Below are 22,412 nucleotides of genomic sequence, written 5' to 3'. Positions count from 1 at the left end.
CGAACTCACGGCCCATCGGAGTCGGCATGGACCGCTATCCCCTCATCGCCGACCACGGTCTGATCGGCGACCTGCAGACAGCTGCGCTGGTCTCGTCCCAGGGTGTCATCGACTGGTGGGCTGCCCCCCGGTTCGATTCCCCCAGCGTCTTCGCAGCCCTCCTCGACCACGACCGCGGCGGATACTTCGAGGTCGCTCCGGACGAAACCGACGCTACGTGCAGACAGCTCTACTACCCGGACACGGCAGTCCTGGTCACCCGGTTCATGTCGCCCGAGGGCGTCGGCGAGGTCATCGACTGCATGGAGCCGGACCGCATCCTCACACCGACCGACCGGCACACGGTGGTGCGGGTCATGAGGTCGGTACGCGGCACGGTGCGATTCCGGTTGGAGTGCCGCCCGCGGTTCGACTACGGCCGCGCAACGCACGAGCTCGACCTGCGGCCGGAGGCCGCGGCCTTCCGGGCACCGGCGCAGACCGCATATCTCCAGGCCACCTTCCCCCTGCAACGCGACGGGGTGGACGTCCGGGGCGAGGTGACGCTCCGGGCGGGAGAGTCGGCGGCGACCGCCTTCACCGTCTGCGACCGGGACGGTGAACAGCCGGCTCCCATCACGGTGGAGGGGCTCACCGAGCGGATGTTCGCCGTGGGTGAGTTCTGGCAGGAGTGGCTGCACACCTCCCGTTACAACGGCCGCTGGTCCGACATGGTCAACCGCTCGGCCATCACGCTGAAACTGCTCACCTACGCTCCCACGGGTGCTCCGGTCGCTGCGGCGACGATGGGGCTGCCCGAGCAGGTCGGAGGCGAGCGCAACTGGGACTACCGGTACACCTGGGTACGCGACGGGTCGCTGTCGGTTCGGGCGCTGCTGGACCTGGGGTTCGTCGAGGAAGCTGCCCGGTTCACCCGCTGGCTCGGCGACCGGATGCACGACCGGGCCGACCTGCCCGGCGAACGCCTTCAGATCATGTACCGGGTCGACGGGGATCCCGACATCCCGGAGGAGATCCTCGGCCATTTCGAGGGCTATCGCGGCTCGTCCCCGGTACGGGCCGGGAACGCCGCGATGGACCAACTCCAGCTCGACATCTACGGCGAGGCGCTCTACGCCATGGCGGAGGGCCGCGAGGTGGGGATCCAGACCGGATACCACGGCTGGAAAGGGCTGGCTGCCACGCTCGACTGGCTCGCCGACAACTGGGACCGGCCGGACGAGGGCATCTGGGAAACCCGCGGCGGCCGCAAGGACTTCACCTACAGCCGCGTGATGTGCTGGGTCGCCTTCGACCGCGGACTGCGCCTCGCGGCGGAGTTCAGCAGGCCGGCCGACACCGTCCGATGGACCACCGCACGCGACGCGATCCTGGATCAGGTGATGGAGCGGGGCTGGAGCACCAAGGAGCAGGCACTCGTCCAGCACTACGACGACGACGTGCTGGACGCCTCGCTGCTGCTGATCCCGCGCGTCCGGTTCCTGGCGCGCAAGAGTCCCGGATGGCTGCAGACGCTCGACGCCGTGGACCGCAAACTCGTCTCGGACAGCCTTGTCTACCGCTACGACCCCGCGGCCTCCCCCGACGGCCTGCGCGGCTCCGAGGGCACGTTCAGCCTGTGCACGTTCCTCTACGTCGACGCGCTCGCAAGGGCCGACCGCACCTTTCAGGCGCGTTATGCCTTCGAGAAGATGCACACGTACGCCAACCATGTCGGTCTGTTCGCAGAGGAGATCGGCCCGAGCGGGGAGCAACTCGGCAACTTCCCGCAGGCGTTCACCCACCTCGCCCTGATCATGGCCGCCACCACCCTCGACGACGCCCTCAACCGGCAACGGGGGCGCGAGGTGCCACCGGTGCGGCCCACGTTCATCTGAGGGCCTGCGTGCTGCGTGATCGGCCCGCTCCGGCTTCCCGCGGCAACCGGATCGCCCGTGAATCCGTCGTGATCCTGCGAGCCCCCGCCGGGCGCCGCGGCGCCCGTACGAGCACCCGCCGGTCGCCGCGGCACCCGTGTCAGGCCGTCGCGCTCCCGTCCGTGGACCTGTCCGGTCTGCCCGGCTTCCGCGGGGGCCGGGGCTTGACCGAAGGGCCCGGCGGCAGGAGCTCGGTCGTGGCGAAGGAGACCACGGCGGCCAGGATCACCACGGGAATCGAGTCGGTGTTCCCGAGCAGCATGACCACGAGGACGACGCTGCTGACGGGCAGCCGCAGGGCACACGTCGCCGCCGCTGCCATCCCCGCTGCCACTGCCGGGACGACCCCGAGCCCGGGGAGCGGAGCGAACAGCATGCCCGCCGCCGCGCCCAGGAGCAGCGAGGGGAACACCGGACCGCCTCGCAGGCTGCCCAGGCACAGGGCGTAGGCGGCGGACTTGAAGAGCAGCACGGCCAGCAGCGTGCCGACCCCCCAGGCATGGGGATCGGCGGCCATCTCGGTCAACGTGGCCTGGCCGGACGAGGCCACATCCGTCGGCGTGCGGCCGGTGATGACGGAATACAGGGACGCACAGCCGCCGGCGGCGACCGCGCAGACGACGGTCCTGCGAAGCGGACTCGCGGCCACGAACGCAGCGGCGAAACGCCCTCCGGCGATCACCAGGTGCACCAGCACGCCGATCGCCACCGCCAGCACGATCGACCACACCACGTCTCCGGCGTCCAGACGCGAGGTCGGGCCGGGGAGCTTCAGCGCGAGGCTTCCGGTGTCCAGGCCGGTCCAGCGCCCGAATCCGGTGAAGACCAGGGCACCCACTCCGCTGGACAGCAGGGCGGGGAGCATGATCGCGAACAGTTGTGGGCCGCCCACGCCCGCCACCTCCATCAGCAGCACCGCCGCAATGAGCGGGTTGCCGAAGATCACCGAGATGGCGGCCGCCGCGCCGGCCGCACCCAGCAGGGCGGTTCCCTGCGTCGTGGCGGGGGCACGGGCGAGATCCCTGAAGAGCAGGGCAAGACCGCCACCGAGTGCGATCAGCGGGGCTTCCGGTCCGAGGGTCGCGCCGAGCGGAAGGCTCGCCACCGCGGCGATGATCACTCCGGGCAGTGCGGCGGGAGACGTCGCGCCCGCGTGCAGACCGGATGCGGGGATGTGGCCGCCCGCACCGGGCAGATGCGCCACCACCAGCCCCACGACGACGCCCGCGACCAGGAGCAGCGGCAGCGGCCACCAGAACGGCGGGGTGTCCCAGCCCAGTGCCTGCGGCAGGTCCGCCCACATCACGTGTTCGAGTTCGTGCAGGCCGACCAGGAACCAGAAGGCGGCGAGGGAGACCGGAACACCGATCAGGCCACTGAACACCAGGGCCCTGCGGTACGCGGGCGTCAGCATCAGCTCCCGCAGCCGGTCCGCCTCCTGTGATTCCGCCGGGCCGCGGGGCGGCGTCGGCCGGGCACTGGGTTCCGTCATCGGACAGGTCCTTCCGGGCCATGACCGCGGCGGCTCATGGATCACGCTCATCCGGCCGGGACGCCGAACGGCGCCTTTCCAGACCGATCTGAACGGCTCCGAACATGGCCTTCGCGATCAGGCCCACCAGGATGAGGTCGGCCACCATCTGAAGGACGGTCATCACCCGGGCGGCTTGCGTGACGGGCACGATGTCGCCGAAGCCGACGGTGGCGAACACCGTCACCGTGAAGTAGAGCGCGTCGGTACGGTTCAGCGGTTGGGAGAAGGCCCGCCCGTCGTCCTTGGCGTACAGGAAGTACGCAGCGGAGAACAGCAGCAGGAACAGGGGTACGGCCGTGGTCATTGCCTCGACGGCGCGCAGCCTGGGGTGAGCCGATCCGGCGATGGTGATGGTCTGCCAGGTGATCAGGGCGCCGAACGCCAGCAGTCCCAGGATCAGCGTCACCGCCGTGGTGCCGACAGCCGGATCGCGGTCCAGCGGAAGCACGTAGTACAGGACGGTGGCCACCACGACGACGGCGCCGGAGCGCAGCAGCGGCAGGAACAGCCGCGCACGCCGCTGCCCGTGTCCGGTCGGGCTGCCCGGGCCTGCCGTCACGACGGCCGGGGCCTGCTGTCGGCTCCGGGCAGTCCGGTTCCGCCGATCCACCGCTCGCAGCGGTGCGTGAACCGCCCCTCCGGGCCCGGCCGCGGTCCGGCCGCCGGGGCGACCCCGCGCACGGCGTCGATCCCGGTGACGCACGCCCGTCGCACCGTGCTCCGTTCCCGGTCGTCAGACGGGCGCGGGCCACGGCCACTTGTGCCGGACGGGTCCGGATCCGATGCATCGTGCGATGCCATGGAGCGCTCCTGCGTCAGGTCCAACGGGCCTACAGCGGCGGAGCGGCCGCCGCCCGTCCAGGAAAAGCGCTTCCGCCCCATCCCGCGACCCGAGTGGCCGCCCGGGTCCGGCGAGGTGTCAGTACTTCGCGGGCCGTGGCGCGACGCACAACGCCCAGATGACGAACACGTCGATCGCGATCAGCACCAGCGCCCAGAACGGGTGGTGGGGCAACCACAGGAAGTTCGCGATCAGGCCGAGGCCGGCGAGCACCACGCCGAGGACGCGGGCCCAGACGGCGCCCTTGAACAGTGCGAATCCGGCGAGCACGAGCACGACGCCGATGATCAGGTGGATCCAGCCCCATCCCGTCAGGTTGAACTGGAAGACGTAGTTGCGAGTGGCGACGAACACGTCGTCGTGGGCGATGGCGGAGATGCCCGAGAAGACGCTCACGAAGCCGCCGAGCACCATGAGGACGCCCGCGAACGTCATCCAGCCCCCGGCGGCGCCGCCGTGCGATGTGCTGCCTTCCCGCCCACCCGTATCAGTGACCATGGTGCGTTCCTTCGGCTTGTACGGCCGACGGACCGGACGACCCGCGTACGGCCGGTCGGATTACTTCCAGCGTCCGCCTGCCCGGCCCTGCCCGCATGTGCATCCCGCCTCCGGCCCGGTCCCCGGAGGCGTATCCCTCCTCACCGCCTCCGGCCCGGTCGCCGGAGGTGGAGAGGAGGGATACGTTCGAAGAGGGCGCCTTGTACGGACGATGCGCAAGGATGGTGGTCGCCGTGGGCGACGCCCCGCATTACGACGTGATTGTCATAGGTACCGGAGCAGGCGGCGGAACGCTGGCCCACCGCATCGCGCCGTCCGGAAAACGGGTGCTCATCCTCGAACGCGGTGACTATCTTCCGCGTGAACGCGACAATTGGGACTCGACCGCCGTGTTCGTCAAGGGCAAGTACCGCGCCCCGGAGTTCTGGATCGACAAGCACGGCAACGAATTCCCGCCGGAGGTCAACTACTACGTCGGCGGCAACACCAAGTTCTACGGCGCCGCCCTCTTCCGGCTGCGCCCCGAGGACTTCGGCGAGATTCGCCACCACGACGGCGTCTCGCCCGCCTGGCCGATCCGCTACGAGGACCTGGAGCCGTACTACACCCAGGCCGAGCACCTCTATCTCGTGCACGGCCGGCACGGCGAGGACCCCGGCGAAGGGGCGGTGAGCGCGCAGTACGCGTACCCGCCGGTGGAGCACGAGCCGCGGATCCAGCAGCTGAGCGACGACCTCGAGAAGCAGGGGCTGCACCCCTTCCACCTGCCGATCGGGGTCAATCTCAGCCAGGACGAACAGGGCCGCGCGACACACTCCAGCGTCTGCATCCGCTGCAACCGGGTGGACGGTTTCCCCTGCCTCGTCCGTGGCAAGTCCGATGCGCAAGTGGTGTGCGTCGAACCCGCGTTGGCTTATCCGGGCGTCGAGATGATCACCGGTGCCCGGGTGACGCGGCTGGAGACCGATGCCACCGGACGCAGCGTCAGCACGGTCGTGGCGCAGCTGGCCGACGGGGCGCCGGCGCGCTTCGAGGCGGACATCGTCGTCGTGGCGTGCGGGGCGGTGAACTCCGCCGCACTGCTGCTGGCCTCGGCGAACGACCGGCATCCCAGGGGGCTTGCCAACAGCTCCGACGTGGTCGGCCGGCACTACATGCGGCACAACAATCTCGCCCTCATGGCGGTGTCGCAGGAGCCCAACGACACCCAGTTCCAGAAGACCCTTGCGCTGCACGACTGGTACCTGGGCGCGGACGACTGGGACTACCCGCTGGGCGGGATCCAGATGCTCGGCAAGTCGGACGCCGAGCAGATCCACGGCGAGGCCCCGCGCTGGGCCGGTGCGGTGATGCCGGACATGCCGTTCGAGGTGCTGGCCCATCACGCCGTGGACTTCTGGCTGTGCGGCGAGGACCTTCCTCTTGCGGACAGCCGCGTCACGCTGGACGGAGAAGGACGAATCCACCTCTCCCTCGACGAGAAGAACAACATGGCCGGGCTTCAGCGCCTGAGGCACAAGCTGCAGGGCATGCTCGGGCACCTGGGCATGCACGAGCACCATCTGCTGCCGCACAGCATCTATCTGCACAAGGGCATGCCCATCGGGGCCACCGCGCACCAGGCGGGTACGGTCCGGTTCGGCGACGACCCCGGCAGTTCGGCCCTGGACGTCCACTGCAAGGCCCATGACCTGGACAACCTGTACGTGGTGGACACGAGCTTCTTCCCCAGCATCGGCGCGGTCAACCCGTCCCTGACGGCCATGGCCAACGCCCTGCGGGTCGGCGACCACATTGTCGAGCGGCTGGGCTGACCGATCGGCCGAGCGGGCGAAGAGCGTCTACCCAACGGCCCAAGACGGGCAGGTCTGGTCGACCGGTGACCCAACGGCAGGAGCCGTAGGCTGCCGACATGTGTGGAATCGTGGGTTACGTCGGCGGACAGTCGGCGCTTGATGTGGTCGTCGCCGGCCTGAAGCGGCTCGAGTACCGCGGCTACGACTCGGCCGGCGTCGCCGTCCTCGCGGACGGCGGCCTGGCCGCGGCGAAGAAGGCGGGCAAGCTCGTCAATCTGGAGAAGGAGCTGGTGGAGCGGCCGCTGCCGAGCGGCCCCACCGGCATCGGGCATACCCGCTGGGCCACCCACGGCGGCCCGACGGACGCCAATGCGCACCCTCATCTGGACAACGCCGGGCGGGTCGCCGTCGTCCACAACGGCATCATCGAGAACTTCGCCGCTCTGCGCGCCGAGTTGGCCGAACGCGGTCACGACCTGGCGTCGGAGACGGACACCGAGGTCGTGGCGCATCTGCTCGCCGAGTCGTTCTCGTCGTCCGGCGATCTCGCGGAGTCGATGCGGCTGGTGTGCCGACAGCTCGAGGGCGCGTTCACGCTCGTCGCGGTGCACGCGGACGAACCGGATGTGGTGGTCGGGGCGCGGCGGAACTCCCCACTGGTGGTGGGCGTCGGAGACGGCGAGGCCTTTCTCGCGTCGGACGTGGCCGCGTTCATCGCCCACACGCGGTCCGCGATCGAGCTGGGCCAGGACCAGGTGGTGGAGCTCCGCCGTGACGGTGTGACGGTCACCGGCTTCGACGGGGAGCCTGCGGAGGTGCGGTCCTATCACGTGGACTGGGACGCGTCCGCGGCCGAGAAGGGAGGTTACGACTACTTCATGCTCAAGGAGATCGCCGAGCAGCCGAAGGCTGTCGCCGATACCCTCCTGGGCCGTATCGACGTCGCGGGGTCGTTGATCCTCGACGAGGTGCGCATCCCGGCGTCCGTGCTGCGCGAGGCGGACAAGGTCGTCATCGTGGCCTGCGGGACGGCCTTCCACGCCGGCATGATCGCGAAGTACGCCATCGAGCACTGGACACGTATCCCGTGCGAGGTGGAGCTCGCCAGCGAGTTCCGCTACCGGGACCCGATCCTGGACCAGCGGACGCTGGTCGTCGCGATCTCGCAGTCCGGCGAGACGATGGACACGCTCATGGCACTGCGGCATGCGCGTGAGCAGGGCGCGAAGGTGCTGGCCATCTGCAACACCAACGGCTCGACGATCCCGCGTGAGTCGGACGCCGTGCTCTACACGCATGCCGGCCCCGAGGTCGCGGTCGCGTCGACGAAGGCGTTTCTGACGCAGTTGGTGGCCTGTTATCTCGTGGCCCTCTATCTGGCGCAGGTGCGCGGCACCAAGTGGGCAGATGAGATCCGGGCCGTGGTCCGGGACCTGTCACGGCTGTCCGGCGAGGTCGAGCGGGTGCTGGAGACGATGGAGCCGGTGCGTGAACTCGCGCGTTCGCTGGCGGACAAGAACACGGTGCTGTTCCTGGGGCGGCACGTGGGCTATCCGGTGGCGCTGGAGGGTGCGCTCAAGCTCAAGGAGCTGGCGTACATGCATGCGGAGGGGTTCGCGGCGGGCGAGCTCAAGCACGGGCCGATCGCGTTGATCGAGGAGGATCTGCCGGTGGTGGTCGTGGTGCCCTCACCGCGCGGACGGTCGGTGCTGCACGACAAGATCGTCTCCAACATCCAGGAGATCCGGGCCCGCGGTGCGCGGACGATCGTGATCGCGGAGGACGGGGACGAGGCGGTCGTGCCGTACGCGGACCACCTGGTGCGGATCCCGGCGGTGCCGACGCTGCTCCAGCCGATGGTGGCCACGGTGCCGCTGCAGGTCTTCGCGTGCGAACTGGCCACGGCGCGCGGCAACGAGGTCGACCAGCCACGGAATCTGGCGAAGTCGGTGACAGTGGAATGAGCCGTCCGGACGGAGTGGGGACGAAGGGCTTTCGCGGATGATCATCGGTGTGGGGATCGACGTTGCCGAGATCGACCGGTTCGCCGCGTCGATGAAGCGCACACCGGCCATGGCCGAACGGCTCTTCGTGGAGCACGAGTTGCTGCTGCCGAGCGGAGAGCGTCGCGGGTACGCCTCGCTCGCGGCGAGGTTCGCCGCGAAGGAGGCGGTGGCGAAGGCGCTCGGCGCACCGGGCGGGCTGCTCTGGACGGACGCGCAGGTGTTTGTGGAGGATTCGGGCCGGCCCCGGCTGCGTGTCCGGGGTACGGTCGCGGCCTGCGCCGCCGAACTGGGCGTGAAGGCATGGCATGTGTCGCTGAGCCATGACGCGGGCGTGGCGTCGGCGGTGGTGATCGCGGAGGGCTGAGGCCGGGGCGCGACGGGAGCGCCCGACAGGCGCGGTGTTCGCCAGGGCGCGGGGACCGGGCCACCGGCGATCGCGGTGGCCCGCCGTGCCGAACCGCTCGGCGGCGGGCGGTGAACGCGTCGGGGCCGCCCGGCCGATGTGGCGTGGCGGCAGGGTCCCCTCGGCCGCCCGCGGTAACTCGGCCGGTCCGATGGCGACTTGCCCCGCGGCGCCCCGCGCGGCGCTGCGGTGCGTGCGGCAGACTCGGGGACATGCGTACTGCGTACAGCGTCGAGGCCGTCAGGCATGCCGAGGCCCAGCTCATGGCCCGTCTCCCGGAAGGCGCCCTCATGCAGCGCGCCGCCGCCGGGCTGGCCGCGGCCTGCGCCGATCTGCTGGGCCGCGTGTACGGCGCGCGAGTCGTCCTGCTCGTCGGCAGCGGCGACAACGGCGGCGACGCGCTGTACGCCGGGGCGCGGCTGGCCCGCCGCGGTGCCGGGGTCGTCGCCGTGCTGCTCGCCCCCGACCGCGCCCATGCCGGCGGGCTCGCCGCCCTGGTGGGCGCGGGCGGTCGGGTCGCCGACGACCCGTTCGAGGCGCTGGCCGTCGCCGATCTCGTCCTGGACGGCATCACCGGCATCGGCGGCCACGGCGGGCTGCGGCCCGACGCCGTGCCGGTGGCACGCGCCGCCCGCGGTTCGGATGCCGTCGTCGTCGCGGTCGACCTCCCGAGCGGGATCGAGGCCGACACCGGCCAGGTGCGCGGCGAAGCACTGCGAGCGGATGTCACGGTCACCTTCGGCACGTACAAGCCGGGACTGCTCGTCGATCCCGCCAAGGAGTACACGGGCATGGTCCGGCTCGTCGGCATCGGCATCGAGGAGCACCTGCCGTCCGTGCCGGAAGTGGAGGCGCTGCAACACGCCGACATGGCACGGATGGTGCCGCTCCCGGCCGCCGAGAGCGACAAGTACAGGCGTGGCGTCGTCGGTGTCGTCGCCGGATCCCCGCGCTATCCGGGCGCCGCCGTGCTCGCGGTGGCGGGAGCGCTGCGCGGCGGTGCGGGGGCCGTGCGGTACGTGGGGACGGGCGCCGACGCCGTGATCGCGCGCTTCCCCGAATGTCTCGTGACCAACGGGCCGCCGGCCAAGGCCGGGCGCGTCCAGTCGTGGGTCGTCGGCCCCGGCATCGGTGAGAACGCCGACGCCGTGCGGGACGTGCTCGCCTCGGACGTACCCGTACTGGTCGACGCAGACGGACTTCGCCTGCTGGACGCGGCCGCCGTACGGGACCGGACCGCGCCCACTCTGCTCACCCCGCATGCCGGGGAGGCCGCCGCGCTGCTCGGTGCGGCGCGCGAGGACGTGGAGTCGGCGCGGCTCGACACCGTACGGGAGCTGGCCGCGCGCTTCGGCGCGACCGTCCTGCTCAAGGGGTCGACCACGCTGGTTGCCGACCCGGACGTCGGGCGCACCCCGGTGCGGGTCAACCCCATGGGCACCCCGTGGCTGGCGACCGCGGGCAGCGGCGATGTCCTGTCCGGCCTGGCCGGTTCGCTGCTGGCCGCGGGGCTCGACGCCCGCGACGCGGGCTCCGCCGCCGCGTATCTGCACGGCCTCGCGGCCCGGCTCGTGGCTGCCGAGGGTGTGCCGATCACCGCGTACGAGGTGGCGGCGACGCTCCCGGCCGCCTGGCACGACGTACGCGACCCTGGCGGCGCACACGGGCCGGGCGCGGCCGGCCACCTCGTGCGCGGTTGAGCCGCCCGCAGGGCGGCCGCCGCCCCGGTGCACGAACCGCCCGCCGGGTGCCGGGAGGTGTGCCCCGTGCCACGGACACATGCCGCGCACGTGATGGAGTCGACCGCCGGGCGTACGAATCAAGCCGTAGAGCTCTGAGAGACTGGGCGCGATGAGCCAGACACCGCCGCCGCACCACGCATCGCCGAGGGCCCGTGCCGAGATCGATCTCGCGGCCCTGCGCGCCAACGTCCGCGCGCTGCGCGCCCGCGCGCCGCGGGCTGCTCTGATGGCCGTGGTGAAGTCGGACGCGTACGGCCACGGCATGGTGCCCTGCGCGAAGGCCGCGCTCGCGGCCGGCGCGACCTGGCTCGGCACTGCCACTCCGCACGAGGCGCTCGCGCTGCGCGAGGCGGGCATCGGCGGCCGGATCATGTGCTGGCTGTGGACCCCGGGTGACCCGTGGCGTGCCGGCATCGAGGCCGATCTCGACATGGCGGTGAGCGGGCGGTGGGCACTCGACGAGGTTGCCGCGGCGGCGCGGGAGGCGGGCAGGCCCGCCCGGATCCAGCTGAAGGCGGACACCGGCCTCGGCCGCAACGGCTGCCAGCCCGCCGACTGGCCCGCTCTCGTCTCGGCCGCGCGCGCCGCCGAGGACGAGGGGCTGGTGAACGTCACCGGTCTGTGGTCCCACTTCGCCTGCGCGGACGAGCCCGGCCATCCGTCGATCGCCGCGCAGCTCCAGATGTTCCGCGACCTGGTCGACCACGCCGAGAAGGCCGGCATCGAGCCCGAGGTCAGGCATATCGCCAACTCGCCCGCGACGCTGACCCTTCCGGACGCGCACTTCGATCTCGTGAGGACCGGCATCGCCGTCTACGGCATCTCGCCGAGCCCCGAGCTGGGTACGTCCGCGGACTTCGGTCTGCGGCCCGTGATGACGCTCGCCGCCTCCGTGGCCCTGGTCAAACACGTTCCCGCGGGCCACGGCGTCAGCTACGGCCACCACTACGTCACCGAGGGAGAGACGACGCTCGGCCTGGTGCCCCTCGGCTACGCGGACGGCATCCCGCGCCACGCCTCGGGCCGCGGACCGGTCCTGGTCGGCGGCGAGTGGCGGCGGGTCGCCGGCCGGGTCGCCATGGACCAGTTCGTCGTCGATCTCGGCGGGCAGACGGTCGAGGAGGGTTCCGAGGCGCTGCTGTTCGGCCCTGGCGACCGGGGCGAGCCGACCGCCGAGGACTGGGCGGAGGCGGCGGACACCATCGCGTACGAAATCGTCACACGCATCGGCACGCGAGTTCCGCGCGTCTATGTGAACGAGGATTCCGAGCACCCGGACGAGTAGGAGAGGCACGGTGAGCGAGACCAGCACGGGGGACGTGGCCGAGGCCGCCGCCGCGGTCGCCACGGGCAACTGGCGCCGCGCGGGCGTCGCCGGTGCCGCGATAGGCGTGATCGCCGCCGGTGCCGCCGCGGGCGTCGCGATCGAGCGGCTCACCGTGGGCCGCGGCATGCGCAGGAAGGCGCGCCTCGCCCTCGACGCCGTGGGCCCCTACGGATCGATGCGCGGACTGCCCGGCAAGGCGGTCGCGGACGACGGCACCGAGCTGTACTACGAGGTGGACGAGGTCGACGCCGAGGCCGCCGCGCCGCGCCGCCGACGGATCTTCGGCCGCAAGGTGCCCGCACCGGTCACCGTGGTGTTCAGCCACGGCTACTGCCTGAGCCAGGACTCCTGGCACTTCCAGCGGTCCGCGCTGCGCGGCCTGGTGCGCACGGTCTACTGGGACCAGCGCAGCCACGGCCGTTCCGCCCGTGGCTCCTCTCAGGCCGGACCCGACGCCGTGCCGGTCTCCATCGACCGGCTGGGCCGGGACCTGAAGGCCGTGATCGACGCGGCCGCCCCGGACGGGCCGCTCGTGCTCGTCGGCCACTCCATGGGTGGCATGACGATGATGGCGATGGGTGCCCACTACCCCGAGATGGTGCGCAGCAGGGTGGCCGCGGTCGCCTTCGTCGGCACCTCCTCCGGCAAGCTCGGGGAGGTCAGTTACGGACTGCCGGTGGCGGGGGTGAACGCGGTGCGCCGCGTGCTGCCGGGCGTGCTGCGTGCACTCGGCTCGCAGGCGGAACTGGTCGAGCGGGGGCGGCGGGCGACCGCGGACCTGTTCGCGGGGCTGATCAAGCGCTACTCCTTCTCGTCGAAGGACGTGGACCCGGCGGTCGCGCGGTTCGCCGAGCGGATGATCGAGTCGACACCGATCGACGTGGTCGCCGAGTTCTATCCGGCCTTCGCCGAGCACGACAAGGCGGAGACGCTGGTCGTCTTCGAGGGGCTGCCGGTCCTCGTCCTGGCGGGTGACCGGGACCTGGTCACGCCGAGTGCGCACAGCGAGGCGATCGCCGACCTGATGCCGGGTGCGGAGCTGGTCATCGTGCCGGACGCCGGGCATCTGGTGATGCTGGAGCACCCGGAGGCCGTCACCGACCGCCTGGCGGACCTGCTGGTGCGGGCGGGCGCGGTCCCGGCAGCCGCTAACGTTGGCACGTATGGAAGCACCGCACAGCCCGGCGGCTGATCCGGCCGCCCGTTCCGCCCGCATGACGGTCGACTCCCCGGAGCAGATGCAGGAACTGGGGCGCAGACTCGCGAAACTGCTGCGCCCCGGTGACCTGGTGATGCTCACGGGTGAGCTCGGCGCGGGCAAGACGACACTCACCCGCGGCCTGGGCGAGGGCCTCGGCGTGCGCGGCGCCGTCACCTCCCCGACCTTTGTGATCGCCCGTGTCCATCCGTCGCTGACCGGTGGCCCGGCGCTCGTGCACGTCGACGCGTACCGCCTCAGCGGCGGCCTCGACGAGATGGAGGACCTCGACCTGGACGTCTCGCTGCCCGAGTCGGTGGTGGTCGTGGAGTGGGGCGACGGCAAGGTGGAGGACCTGTCGGAGGACCGGCTCCACGTACTGATCCACCGGGTGGTCGGAAACACCGACGACGACCGCCGCGAGGTGACGCTGCGGGGCTACGGGGAGCGCTGGGCGGGGGCCGGTCTGGACGCCGCGGGCGCGTAGCCCGACGGGCGGGGTCCCGTGACCGCAGGACGCCGCTCCTGACCCCGTGATCGCCCGGCTGTGTACGTTCCGACAAGACGTCGGGAAAATGTTGCGCCGGTCGCCCCACGCGTGATGACATGGTACCGAGACCTGGTTAGGTCTACCTAACCACGCCTGCCCCCGGAGCCCCAGGAGGCGTCCATGTCGGCATCGGAGCGAGAAGCACAGTCCCGCCAGCAGTCGGCCGCGCCGGCGACGCCGCTGCCTCCCACCCTGTCGATGCGCGATCTGCTGGCGTCCTGCGCCGCGGCCAACGCCGTGTCGACGCCGCCCCGCGAAGCTGCCCGGGCCGAGGACACGACAGCCCGCCGCGACGCCGCGTAGGCGGCCCGGCGAGCAGGGATTCGTACAGCCGATTCCTTACGGGTGGCTTCCCGGACTCCGGTTCCTCCGGCGCCCTGGACGGACCCCGGTTCCTCCGGCGCCCTGGACGGACCCCGGTTCCTCCGGGGCCCGGACGGGCCCCCGACGGGTCCTACGGGACCACGACCACCTTCGAGCCGATCGTGGCGAACACCCACATCGCGTCCCCGTCGGCCCGCTTCATGCGCACGCCGCCCGTCTGCTGCTCCGGATCGGGGCTCGCCATGGAACCGTCGACGGCTGCGCTGAAGCCGATCGACACACCGGCGACCTTCGCGAACCGCACCACGTGCTCGATCGGGAGGCCGTCGGAGCCGGCCACGCGGCCCGAGCGCGAGGTGACCGTGTAGGACCCGATCGGAGGGTTCACCGTCGACGGCATCACGGTGAAGGTGCGCGGCTCGCCCTTCTCACCGACGAGCCACACCCGCCGTTCGGCCAGTGCGTACACCACACGCACGCCCGTGCCGGAGTCGGCGGGCAGTGTCAGCGGGTCCTTCGCCTTCGCGTTGGGGCCGTCGGACGACTTCGCAGAGGGGACGGCACTGGGGGTCCTGGCGGAGCCGAGGCTGTCCGGGACGTTCGCCGACGCCTGGTAGGCGAGGAAACCGACGACGGCCAGAGCGGCCGCCGTGAGCCCGGCCACGATTCCCGAGCTGCTCCGTGCCACCGTGGCCACCTTTCAGGTCTGTACGCATTCGTGTGTACGTATTCGTGGTGACGGTAGCAGCAGGCGCACCGTTCGACGGGGCGCCGTGGCGCCCCTGCGGGAGCCGTAGGCTGTTTGCGTGCTCTTGCTCGCCATGGATACCGCCACGCCCGCCGTCACCGCCGCCCTCCACGACGGTTCCTCCGTCGTCGCCGAGTCCAGTCGGGTGGACGCCCGCAGGCACGGGGAGCTGTTGCTGCCCGCCGTCGACCGGGTGCTCGCCGAGGCCGGGGTGAAACTCGACGCCGTCACGGGCCTGGTGGTCGGTGTCGGGCCGGGGCCGTACACCGGACTGCGCGTCGGGCTGGTGACGGCGACGACGTTCGCCTCCGCGCTGGGCGTTCCGGTGCACGGGGTGTGCACGCTGGACGGGCTGGCTTACGCGGCGGGCCTCGACGAGCCGTTCGTGGTGGCGACGGACGCACGCCGCAAGGAGGTCTACTGGGCGCGGTACGCGAATGCCCGCACACGGCTGACGGACGCGGCGGTCGACCGGCCCGCGGTCATCGCCGAACAGGTTGCCGGGTTGCCGGCCGTCGGCGCGGGCGCCCTGCTGTACCCGGAGACGTTCCCGGACGCCCGCGATCCCGAGCACGTCAGCGCCGCCGCCCTCGCGGCGCTCGCCGCCGAGCGGCTCGCGGCGGGCGAGGACTTCCTCGACCCGCTGCCGCTGTACCTGCGCCGCCCCGACGCCCAGGTGCCCAAGAACTACAAGGTGGTCACTCCCAAGTGAGCACGGCCGCCCTGCGTGAGATGCGCTGGTGGGACATCGCGCCGGTGCTGGAACTCGAGCACGCCCTGTTCCCCGACGACGCCTGGTCGGCCGGAATGTTCTGGTCCGAACTGGCGCACTCCCGCGGCCCGGCGGCCACCCGCCGCTACGTGGTCGCCGAGACCGACGGGAAGATCGTCGGCTACGCCGGCCTTGCGGCCGCCGGCGGACTCGGCGACGTACAGACGATCGCCGTCGACCGCGGACAGTGGGGCACCGGACTCGGCGCCCGGCTGCTCACCGATCTGCTGCAGCACGCCACCGCCTTCGAGTGCGACGAGGTGCTCCTCGAAGTGCGCGTGGACAACACCCGGGCCCAGAAGCTGTACGAGCGCTTCGGCTTCGAGCCCATCGGATTCCGCCGCGGCTACTACCAGCCCGGCAACATCGACGCCCTCGTCATGCGGCTGACCGTTCAAGGAACTGAGAATCACTGATGGCTGACGAACCGCTCGTACTCGGTATCGAGACCTCCTGCGACGAGACCGGAGTCGGCATCGTCCGCGGGACGACCCTGCTCGCCGATGAGATCGCCTCCAGCGTCGACACCCACGCACGCTTCGGCGGCGTCGTCCCCGAGATCGCCTCTCGCGCGCATCTGGAGGCGATGGTTCCGACCATCGAGCGCGCCTTGAAGCAGGCCGGTGTCTCCGCGCGCGACCTCGACGGGATCGCGGTGACGGCGGGTCCCGGCCTCGCCGGCGCGCTGCTGGTGGGCGTCTCGGCGGCGAAGGCGTACGCGTACGCCCTGAACAAGCCGCTGTACGGGGTCAACCACCTCGCCTCGCACATCTGCGTCGACCAGCTGGAGCACGGGCCGCTGCCCGAGCCGACCATGGCGCTGCTTGTGTCCGGCGGGCACTCCTCCCTGCTCCTCGCCCCCGACATCACGGCCGACGTGCGGCCCATGGGCGCCACCATCGACGACGCGGCGGGCGAGGCATTCGACAAGATCGCGCGCGTGCTGGACCTGGGCTTCCCCGGCGGTCCGGTGATCGACCGGCTGGCGAGGGAGGGCGACCCACGGGCGATCGCATTCCCGCGCGGTCTGAGCGGCGCGAAGGACCCGGCGTACGACTTCTCCTTCTCGGGCCTGAAGACGGCCGTCGCCCGCTGGATCGAGGCGAAGCGCGCCGCGGGCGAGGAGGTGCCGGTACGGGACGTGGCGGCGTCCTTCCAGGAGGCGGTCGTCGACGTGCTGACACGCAAGGCGGTGCGTGCGTGCAAGGACGAGGGCGTCGACCACCTGATGATCGGCGGCGGCGTCGCGGCGAACTCGCGGCTGCGGGCGCTCGCCGAGGAGCGCTGCGAGCGGGCCGGAATCAGGCTGCGCGTACCGCGGCCGAAGCTGTGCACGGACAACGGCGCGATGGTCGCGGCCCTCGGCGCCGAGATGGTCGCGCGCAACCGGCCGGCGTCGGACTGGGAGCTGTCGGCGGACTCCTCGCTGCCGGTGACGGACCCGCACGTGCCGGGCGCGCACGGCCATGACCACGTGCACGAGGTCAGCAAGGAGAACCTCTACTCGTGACCGTCGTCGCGCTGATGTGGGAGGCCCGTGCCGTCGACGGGCGCGGCGGGGAGCTGCTGGAGTGGGCGCGCGCCCAGGAGCTCCCGCACGAGCCGCTGCGCCGCGAGACGCTGCGGGCGGCGCAGGAACGGGTGCTGGTCATCACCTGGTGGGAGGCCGCGGACGTGCGCGCTGAGCTGCCCGAACTTCCCGAGCCGGCCGCCGACTTGATCACCCGGCCGGTGCATCGCTGGCGCTTCGAGTCGCTCGGCTGAGGAATTCTCGGAAGAATTCCTGCGACGGTGTCGATCCGGCCGTCTCCCCTTCGACGCAGGGGTGAGAGGCGGGGAACGGCCCCGCCCTCCCGAACCGAGGAGTCACCATGCCGCGCTTTCTGTCGATGGTCCGTGTCAACGAGAACGAGCTGTCCGGAGCCGACTTCCCCGAGGACTTCGGCGAGCGGATGGGCAAGCTGCTCGAGGAGATCACCAAGGCCGGGGTGATGCTGGACACGGCGGGCCTTCTGCCGACGTCCGAGGGCACCCGGGTCACCTGGTCCGGCGGCAAGCTGTCGTACACGGACGGGCCCTTCACCGAGACCAAGGAAGTCGTCGGGGGCTACGCCCTCACGCAGTGCAAGGACAAGGCCGAGGCCCTTGAGTGGACCAAGCGCTTCCTGGAGATCCACCCCGAGGAGTGGACGGTGACCTGCGAGGTCCGCCAGATCGACGAGGGCTGACCCGCAGGGTCGCGCTTGCCGCGCCAAGGGACGGCTGCTCTGATGGGTGGCCGTGATGGCAGCAGGCACGACCGAGACGGTCGAAGCGGTGTTCAGGATCGAGTCCGCGCGGATCATCGCCGGTGTCACCCGCATCGTGAGGGATGTGGGCATCGCCGAGGAGCTCGCGCAGGACGCCCTTGTCGCCGCACTGGAGCAGTGGCCGGAGTCGGGCGTACCGGACAGGCCGGGGGCCTGGCTCATGGCCACCGCCAAGCACCGCGCGATCGATCTCGTACGTCGCAAGGAGACGTACGCCCGCAAGCTGGCCGAGGTGGGGCGCGCCCTGGAGGAGGAGCCGCCGCCACCCGAACCCGCCGAGCCGGACGACATCGACGACGATCTGCTGCGGCTGATCTTCACCGCATGCCACCCGGTGCTGTCCACGGAGGCGCGGATCGCGCTCACCCTGCGACTGCTGGGCGGACTGACCACGGAGGAGATCGCCCGCGCGTTCCTCGCCGCCGATGCCACGGTCGCGCAGCGCATCGTGCGTGCCAAGCGGACGCTGGCCAAGGCCGGCGTCCCCTTCGAGGTGCCGTACGGCTCGGACCGGTCCGCGCGCCTCGGCTCGGTGCTGGAAGTCATCTACCTGATCTTCAACGAGGGGTACGCGGCCACCGCGGGCGACGATCTGGTCCGCCCCGCGCTCTGCGAGGACGCCCTGCGGCTGGCGCGGGTGCTCCAGGGCCTGATGCCCGACGAGCCCGAAGTGCACGGGCTGGCAGCGTTGCTGGAGTTCCAGGCGTCGCGCACGGCGACGCGGACGGGCCCGGACGGCGAACCGGTTCTGCTGGCCGATCAGAACCGTGCCCGCTGGAACCGGATGCTCATGGCTCGCGGGGTGGACGCCCTGCACCGCGCCGGGCCGGGCCCGTACGGGCCGTACACGCTCCAGGCCGCCATCGCGGCCTGCCACGCCCGTGCGGTCCGCTACGAGGACACGGACTGGGTCACGATCGCCACGCTGTACGGGCAGTTGGCCAGGCTCGCCCCGTCACCCGTCGTCGAGCTGAACCGCGCGGTCGCGCTGTCCATGGCGGAGGGCCCCGAGGCCGGTCTGGAGATCGTGGAGGCGCTGACCGCCGAACCGTCTTTGAAGGACTACCACCTGCTGCCCAGCGTCCGCGGGGACCTGCTGGCCAGGCTGGGCCGCCATGAGGAGGCGCGGGCCGAGTTCGAGCGCGCGGCGCTGCTGGCCCGCAACGCACGGGAGAAGGAACTGCTGCTCGACCGCGCGGCTCGCGCCGGGGACGGGCGCCCCTGAGGCACGGACGGCCCCGGCACGGTGGGGGACGTGCCGGGGCCGGGTGTGGGGGCGTGGTGGCTAGAGGGTGAGGCTCCAGCTGTCGAGGGTGCCCGTGTCCTGTGCGGAGGTGTCCTGGACCCGGAGCGTCCAGGTGCCGTTGCGGGCCTCACCGGACAGGTCGGTGGTCCAGGTCTGGTCGATGTCGTCGGCGCCGTCGTTGCCGGACGCGTTCTTCAGGCGGCGGACGGTGCCGTCGGGGGCGATCAGGTCGAGGGTCAGGTCACCGCGGTAGGTGTGGTCGATGTGCACCTCGGCCGTGCTGGTGGCGGAGGCGGTCCCGGTGCAGCCGCTGATGGTGATGCCGCTGGTGACCGCGGCGCCCGCGTCGGGGACGGCGACATCGGTGCCATTGGTGCCGTGGCAGCCGGCGGGGGAGGGTGAAGCGGCGCCGCCGTACGGACTGCCCGCCTTGCCGGCCGCGTACGTCAGCATGGGCCTGACCTGGTTCCAGAAGGTGTTCTGGCAGGAGTACGCCGGGTGGAAGCCCCCGCAGGTGCCGCTGCTCGGCCCGATCTCCCAGGTGAAGGCGGGGACTCCGAGCTGGTCGTAGGCCCAGTCGTCGTGGCCGCCGCTGGCGTCGTAGAGGATCTCGCCGGGCTGGCCGTACTGCCACCCGCCGGCCAGCCGCGCCATCTCCTTGCCCATGGTTCGCAGCGCGGCGTCGTTGCCGCTCCCGGTGTCCCCGTCGAAGCCCCAGGGGAACAACACCATGTTCGCGTAGCTGTGCAGGGTCACGAACATGCCCTGGGTGCCGGCCGCGGCGGGCGCCGAGTCTCCCGTGGCGCGGGTGTCGGGGAACAGCTTGCGGTAGAGGGCCTGGAGCGCCTTGTTCTCGGTCTCGGAGTCCGCGGACCGGCCCTTGTAGACCGGGTCGCAGGGCTGGGAGCTGGTGCTCGCGCCGCCCCAGTGGCTGCTGTTGTTGCGGTTCAGGTCGATGCCGCTGCCGGTGCTCGGCCCCTCCGTGCAGGTGGTCGTGGAATGGGTGTGGTTGGCGTTCTTGCGGTGCCACTGCTGGCCCGTGGGGCCGCCCGTGAAGCCCTGCTGGACCATGTCCACGCCGTCGGGGTTGCCGATCGGGACCACCCAGATCTCGCGGGTGTCGAGGATCTCGGTAGCCGTCGCGTCGGAGCCGTAGCCGTCGGTCAGGTAGTCGATCCACCGGTAGGCCATCTCGCCGGTGGTCAGTTCCCGGGCGTGGACCTGCGCCTGGAGCAGGAAGCGCGGCTTGGTGGAGTCGGGGGTCAGCCGGCAGCTTCCGCTCTGCTTCACGGTGAGGCAGACGGCCTTGAGGTCGTAACCGCCCGGCCTGCCGGTGGACTTGCGCCAGGAGTCGCCGATGTCGACGACGGTGGCGAGCGACGCGTGGTCGGCGGCCACTTGGTCGAGGTGGGCGTACTGGGCGTTCACGGTGCGGTAGCCGCCGTTGTACGTCTCCTCGGCGACCGCCTCGGTCAGCGCGGGGACCTGGCCGCTGCGCTTGGGTGCCTCCCCGGCGGCGGGTGTCAGTTTCTGCTCCACGCTCGGGTGCAGGCCGGCGGCCTTGAGCTGCGGCGCCGTCGCCGCGTCGCCGAGCACGAACAGGTCGTCGCCGTCGCGGTCCTCGATGACATCGAAGCCGGCGAGCCTGCTCTGCGGCAGCTGGGCGGCGCCGGGAATGCGGTAGACGTACGCGCGGTCGTCGGTGACGGCGCTCCGGTCGGCAGGCGCGGCGATGCCGTAACCGGTGCCGGCCGCGACGGCCGCCGCGGTCGCGGCAGTGACGAGCCAGTGGACGAACTTCACTTGCACAGGAACCTCATTCGGCGTGGGGGGTGGTGACGGGCGCTCCGGAGGGAGGGGCCGTCCGGCCGGGGCTCGCGGACGGACGACCCCTCGCGGGGATCAGAGCGTCACGACTGGCCGATGAAGCCGGTGTGCAGAAGGCTGTTGGGCGAGCCGGCGCCGATGCCGGTCAGCTTGCCCTGGGTGGCGTTGCTCTTGAGCGCGGACTGCACCTGAGCGGGGGTGGCGGACGGGTTGGCCGCCAGGTAGAGCGCAGCGGCGCCCACCACGTGCGGGGTGGCCATCGAGGTGCCGGACATCGTCGCGGAGGCGGTGTTGCTCGTGATGCCCGCCGAGACGATGTCGGAGCCGGGCGCGAAGAGGTCGATGCAGGAGCCGATGTTGGAGAAGTCCGAGCGGCTGTCGGAGCGGGTGCTCGAGCCCACGGTGATCGCCTCGGGCACCTTCGCCGGGGTGATGTTGCAGGCGTTGTAGCCGTAGTCGTTGCCGGCGGCGGCGACGTTGACGATGCCGGAGGCGACGGAGTTCTTCACGGCCGTCGCGACGGCCGAACTGGGGGTCTTGAAGCTCATGTTGGTGACGGCGGGCTTCACGGCGTTGCGGGTGACCCAGTCGATGCCGGCCGCGATGGATGTGGCGGTCGTGCCCCCGGCGCAGTTGAAGACCTTGACCGCCACCAGCTTGACGCCCTTGGCGAGACCGTAGGACGTGCCGCCGACCGTGCCGGCCACATGGGTGCCATGCCCATGACAGTCAGTATTGTTGCTGTCGACGGTGTTCGTGCCCCAGGACGCGCGCCCGCCGAAGTCGTTGTGCGAGGTGCGGATGCCCGTGTCGATGACGTACGCGGTGACGCCCGCGCCGGTGTTGGGCCCCGCGTAGGCGCCGTCGAGCGGCAGGCTGCGCTGGTCCACGCGGTCCAGACCCCAGGAGGAGACGGCCTCCAGGGACGCCGTGGTGTCCTGCTCGACGTAGGCGACGGCCGGGTCCGCCGCGAGCCGCTTGGCCTGCTTCTCGGTCATCCTGACCGAGAAGCCCTTGAGCGCGGAGCTGTACGTGTGCTTGACCTTGCCGCCGTAGCGCTTCGAGAGGGCGGCCTTCCGGTCCTCGACACCCTTCGCCGTCGTGCCGTCCTTGAGGACGACGAGGAAGCTGTCCTTGACGGTGTTGCGTGCGCCGGCTCCCAGGATGCTTCCCTCGGCGGCGGTCGCCGTGCTCGGCACGACAGCCAGCGCGGTGGCGGCCAGACCGGCGGCGAGCGCCGTCCCGAGTATCTTGCGCGCGGGCAGTGCGGTTCTCTCGTGCATCAGTGCTCCTTGATGGCAGTGCCGTCCCGGTGGCCTGGTGGCCTGTGCCCGTGGGGGTCGACGGCAGGAGGGCTCCGCCGCACGTCGGTGAG

The 22,412-nt window shown here is 71.5% G+C and carries 21 protein-coding genes; 15 read left to right on the top strand and 6 right to left on the bottom strand.

Going from position 1 to position 22,412, the window contains the following annotated elements; translation table 11 throughout:
• The first annotated feature begins 26 nt into the window (after window positions 1-26).
• Window positions 27-1,877, top strand: coding sequence for a glycoside hydrolase family 15 protein (locus tag AC067Z_RS11110; protein ID WP_478789209.1), 1,851 nt, complete (start codon window positions 27-29; stop codon window positions 1,875-1,877).
• Between the two features lie 139 nt (window positions 1,878-2,016).
• Here AC067Z_RS11110 and AC067Z_RS11105 read toward each other — a convergent pair whose 3' ends face one another.
• The 3 genes from AC067Z_RS11105 to AC067Z_RS11095 form a co-directional block, all read right to left on the bottom strand.
• Complete coding sequence (locus AC067Z_RS11105) at window positions 2,017-3,408, bottom strand: chloride channel protein (RefSeq protein WP_478789208.1); 1,392 nt, start codon at window positions 3,406-3,408, stop codon at window positions 2,017-2,019.
• A 34-nt stretch (window positions 3,409-3,442) separates the two neighbouring features.
• Window positions 3,443-4,009: a potassium channel family protein gene (locus AC067Z_RS11100; protein ID WP_478789207.1), complete on the bottom strand. Its 567-nt coding sequence runs from the start codon at window positions 4,007-4,009 to the stop codon at window positions 3,443-3,445.
• A gap of 360 nt (window positions 4,010-4,369) precedes the next feature.
• A complete protein-coding gene (locus AC067Z_RS11095) occupies window positions 4,370-4,789 on the bottom strand; it encodes a DUF7144 family membrane protein (protein ID WP_478789206.1) in 420 nt (139 codons plus the stop codon).
• Window positions 4,790-5,010: 221 nt separating this feature from the next.
• Here AC067Z_RS11095 and AC067Z_RS11090 point away from each other — a divergent pair, with 221 nt between their 5' ends.
• The 8 genes from AC067Z_RS11090 (at window position 5,011) to AC067Z_RS11055 (ending at window position 14,114) form a co-directional block, all read left to right on the top strand.
• Window positions 5,011-6,603 carry a GMC oxidoreductase gene (locus AC067Z_RS11090; RefSeq protein WP_478789205.1) on the top strand — a complete coding sequence of 531 codons (1,593 nt, stop codon included), beginning with the start codon at window positions 5,011-5,013 and terminating at the stop codon, window positions 6,601-6,603.
• Between the two features lie 98 nt (window positions 6,604-6,701).
• Window positions 6,702-8,549: a glutamine--fructose-6-phosphate transaminase (isomerizing) gene (gene glmS / locus AC067Z_RS11085; protein WP_478789204.1), complete on the top strand. Its 1,848-nt coding sequence runs from the start codon at window positions 6,702-6,704 to the stop codon at window positions 8,547-8,549.
• A gap of 37 nt (window positions 8,550-8,586) precedes the next feature.
• Window positions 8,587-8,955, top strand: a complete 369-nt coding sequence (locus tag AC067Z_RS11080; RefSeq protein WP_478789203.1) for a holo-ACP synthase — start codon at window positions 8,587-8,589, stop codon at window positions 8,953-8,955.
• Between the two features lie 251 nt (window positions 8,956-9,206).
• Complete coding sequence (locus AC067Z_RS11075; protein ID WP_478789202.1) at window positions 9,207-10,694, top strand: NAD(P)H-hydrate dehydratase; 1,488 nt, start codon at window positions 9,207-9,209, stop codon at window positions 10,692-10,694.
• 151 nt (window positions 10,695-10,845) lie between these two features.
• Complete coding sequence (alr, locus tag AC067Z_RS11070; RefSeq protein ID WP_478789201.1) at window positions 10,846-12,021, top strand: alanine racemase; 1,176 nt, start codon at window positions 10,846-10,848, stop codon at window positions 12,019-12,021.
• Between the two features lie 10 nt (window positions 12,022-12,031).
• Window positions 12,032-13,255 (top strand): alpha/beta fold hydrolase, encoded by a 1,224-nt coding sequence (locus AC067Z_RS11065; protein WP_478789200.1) that lies wholly within the window; start codon window positions 12,032-12,034, stop codon window positions 13,253-13,255.
• Window positions 13,227-13,748 (top strand): tRNA (adenosine(37)-N6)-threonylcarbamoyltransferase complex ATPase subunit type 1 TsaE, encoded by a 522-nt coding sequence (gene tsaE / locus AC067Z_RS11060; RefSeq protein ID WP_478789199.1) that lies wholly within the window; start codon window positions 13,227-13,229, stop codon window positions 13,746-13,748. The genes AC067Z_RS11065 and tsaE overlap by 29 nt, the downstream gene beginning before the upstream one ends.
• 183 nt (window positions 13,749-13,931) lie before the next feature.
• Window positions 13,932-14,114: a hypothetical protein gene (locus AC067Z_RS11055; RefSeq protein ID WP_478789198.1), complete on the top strand. Its 183-nt coding sequence runs from the start codon at window positions 13,932-13,934 to the stop codon at window positions 14,112-14,114.
• Window positions 14,115-14,265: 151 nt separating this feature from the next.
• Here AC067Z_RS11055 and AC067Z_RS11050 read toward each other — a convergent pair whose 3' ends face one another.
• Window positions 14,266-14,823, bottom strand: coding sequence for a hypothetical protein (locus AC067Z_RS11050; protein ID WP_478789197.1), 558 nt, complete (start codon window positions 14,821-14,823; stop codon window positions 14,266-14,268).
• Between the two features lie 118 nt (window positions 14,824-14,941).
• Here AC067Z_RS11050 and tsaB point away from each other — a divergent pair, with 118 nt between their 5' ends.
• The 6 genes from tsaB (at window position 14,942) to AC067Z_RS11020 (ending at window position 19,189) form a co-directional block, all read left to right on the top strand.
• Window positions 14,942-15,595 (top strand): tRNA (adenosine(37)-N6)-threonylcarbamoyltransferase complex dimerization subunit type 1 TsaB, encoded by a 654-nt coding sequence (tsaB, locus tag AC067Z_RS11045; RefSeq protein ID WP_478789196.1) that lies wholly within the window; start codon window positions 14,942-14,944, stop codon window positions 15,593-15,595.
• A gap of 20 nt (window positions 15,596-15,615) precedes the next feature.
• The gene (gene rimI, locus AC067Z_RS11040) at window positions 15,616-16,071 is read left to right on the top strand and encodes a ribosomal protein S18-alanine N-acetyltransferase (RefSeq protein WP_478789417.1); all 456 of its coding nucleotides are present in this window, start codon (window positions 15,616-15,618) and stop codon (window positions 16,069-16,071) included.
• Window positions 16,071-17,165, top strand: coding sequence for a tRNA (adenosine(37)-N6)-threonylcarbamoyltransferase complex transferase subunit TsaD (gene tsaD / locus AC067Z_RS11035; RefSeq protein WP_478789195.1), 1,095 nt, complete (start codon window positions 16,071-16,073; stop codon window positions 17,163-17,165). Before rimI ends, tsaD begins: the two co-directional genes overlap by 1 nt.
• Complete coding sequence (locus AC067Z_RS11030; RefSeq protein ID WP_478789194.1) at window positions 17,162-17,419, top strand: hypothetical protein; 258 nt, start codon at window positions 17,162-17,164, stop codon at window positions 17,417-17,419. The genes tsaD and AC067Z_RS11030 overlap by 4 nt, the downstream gene beginning before the upstream one ends.
• 107 nt (window positions 17,420-17,526) lie before the next feature.
• Entirely contained in the window at window positions 17,527-17,883 is a 357-nt protein-coding gene (locus AC067Z_RS11025) for a YciI family protein (RefSeq protein WP_478789193.1), read from the top strand.
• A gap of 55 nt (window positions 17,884-17,938) precedes the next feature.
• Entirely contained in the window at window positions 17,939-19,189 is a 1,251-nt protein-coding gene (locus AC067Z_RS11020; protein ID WP_478789192.1) for an RNA polymerase sigma factor, read from the top strand.
• A gap of 60 nt (window positions 19,190-19,249) precedes the next feature.
• On the opposite strand, the gene AC067Z_RS11015 is transcribed toward AC067Z_RS11020, so the two are convergent.
• Entirely contained in the window at window positions 19,250-21,019 is a 1,770-nt protein-coding gene (locus AC067Z_RS11015; protein ID WP_478789191.1) for a M14 family zinc carboxypeptidase, read from the bottom strand.
• A 101-nt stretch (window positions 21,020-21,120) separates the two neighbouring features.
• A complete protein-coding gene (locus tag AC067Z_RS11010; RefSeq protein ID WP_478789190.1) occupies window positions 21,121-22,320 on the bottom strand; it encodes a S8 family peptidase in 1,200 nt (399 codons plus the stop codon).
• Between the last annotated feature and the right edge of the window lie 92 nt (window positions 22,321-22,412).

The sequence above is a fragment of the Streptomyces sp. NPDC043812 genome (assembly GCF_056436245.1).
The sequence above is the reverse complement of the archived record's forward strand: the minus strand, read 5'-3'. Positions and strand labels throughout refer to the sequence as shown.

Bases quoted from the DNA above. Each gene is read 5' to 3' on its own strand.
- alr (WP_478789201.1), top strand. From the start codon at position 10,846: ATGAGCCAGACACCGCCGCCGCACCACGCATCGCCGAGGGCCCGTGCC.
- AC067Z_RS11110 (WP_478789209.1), top strand. From the start codon at position 27: ATGGACCGCTATCCCCTCATCGCCGACCACGGTCTGATCGGCGACCTG.
- rimI (WP_478789417.1), top strand. From the start codon at position 15,616: ATGCGCTGGTGGGACATCGCGCCGGTGCTGGAACTCGAGCACGCCCTG.
- AC067Z_RS11105 (WP_478789208.1), bottom strand. From the start codon at position 3,408: ATGACGGAACCCAGTGCCCGGCCGACGCCGCCCCGCGGCCCGGCGGAA.
- tsaE (WP_478789199.1), top strand. From the start codon at position 13,227: ATGGAAGCACCGCACAGCCCGGCGGCTGATCCGGCCGCCCGTTCCGCC.
- glmS (WP_478789204.1), top strand. From the start codon at position 6,702: ATGTGTGGAATCGTGGGTTACGTCGGCGGACAGTCGGCGCTTGATGTG.
- tsaD (WP_478789195.1), top strand. From the start codon at position 16,071: ATGGCTGACGAACCGCTCGTACTCGGTATCGAGACCTCCTGCGACGAG.
- AC067Z_RS11055 (WP_478789198.1), top strand. From the start codon at position 13,932: ATGTCGGCATCGGAGCGAGAAGCACAGTCCCGCCAGCAGTCGGCCGCG.
- AC067Z_RS11025 (WP_478789193.1), top strand. From the start codon at position 17,527: ATGCCGCGCTTTCTGTCGATGGTCCGTGTCAACGAGAACGAGCTGTCC.
- AC067Z_RS11080 (WP_478789203.1), top strand. From the start codon at position 8,587: ATGATCATCGGTGTGGGGATCGACGTTGCCGAGATCGACCGGTTCGCC.
- AC067Z_RS11010 (WP_478789190.1), bottom strand. From the start codon at position 22,320: ATGCACGAGAGAACCGCACTGCCCGCGCGCAAGATACTCGGGACGGCG.
- AC067Z_RS11095 (WP_478789206.1), bottom strand. From the start codon at position 4,789: ATGGTCACTGATACGGGTGGGCGGGAAGGCAGCACATCGCACGGCGGC.
- AC067Z_RS11075 (WP_478789202.1), top strand. From the start codon at position 9,207: ATGCGTACTGCGTACAGCGTCGAGGCCGTCAGGCATGCCGAGGCCCAG.
- AC067Z_RS11020 (WP_478789192.1), top strand. From the start codon at position 17,939: ATGGCAGCAGGCACGACCGAGACGGTCGAAGCGGTGTTCAGGATCGAG.
- AC067Z_RS11090 (WP_478789205.1), top strand. From the start codon at position 5,011: ATGGTGGTCGCCGTGGGCGACGCCCCGCATTACGACGTGATTGTCATA.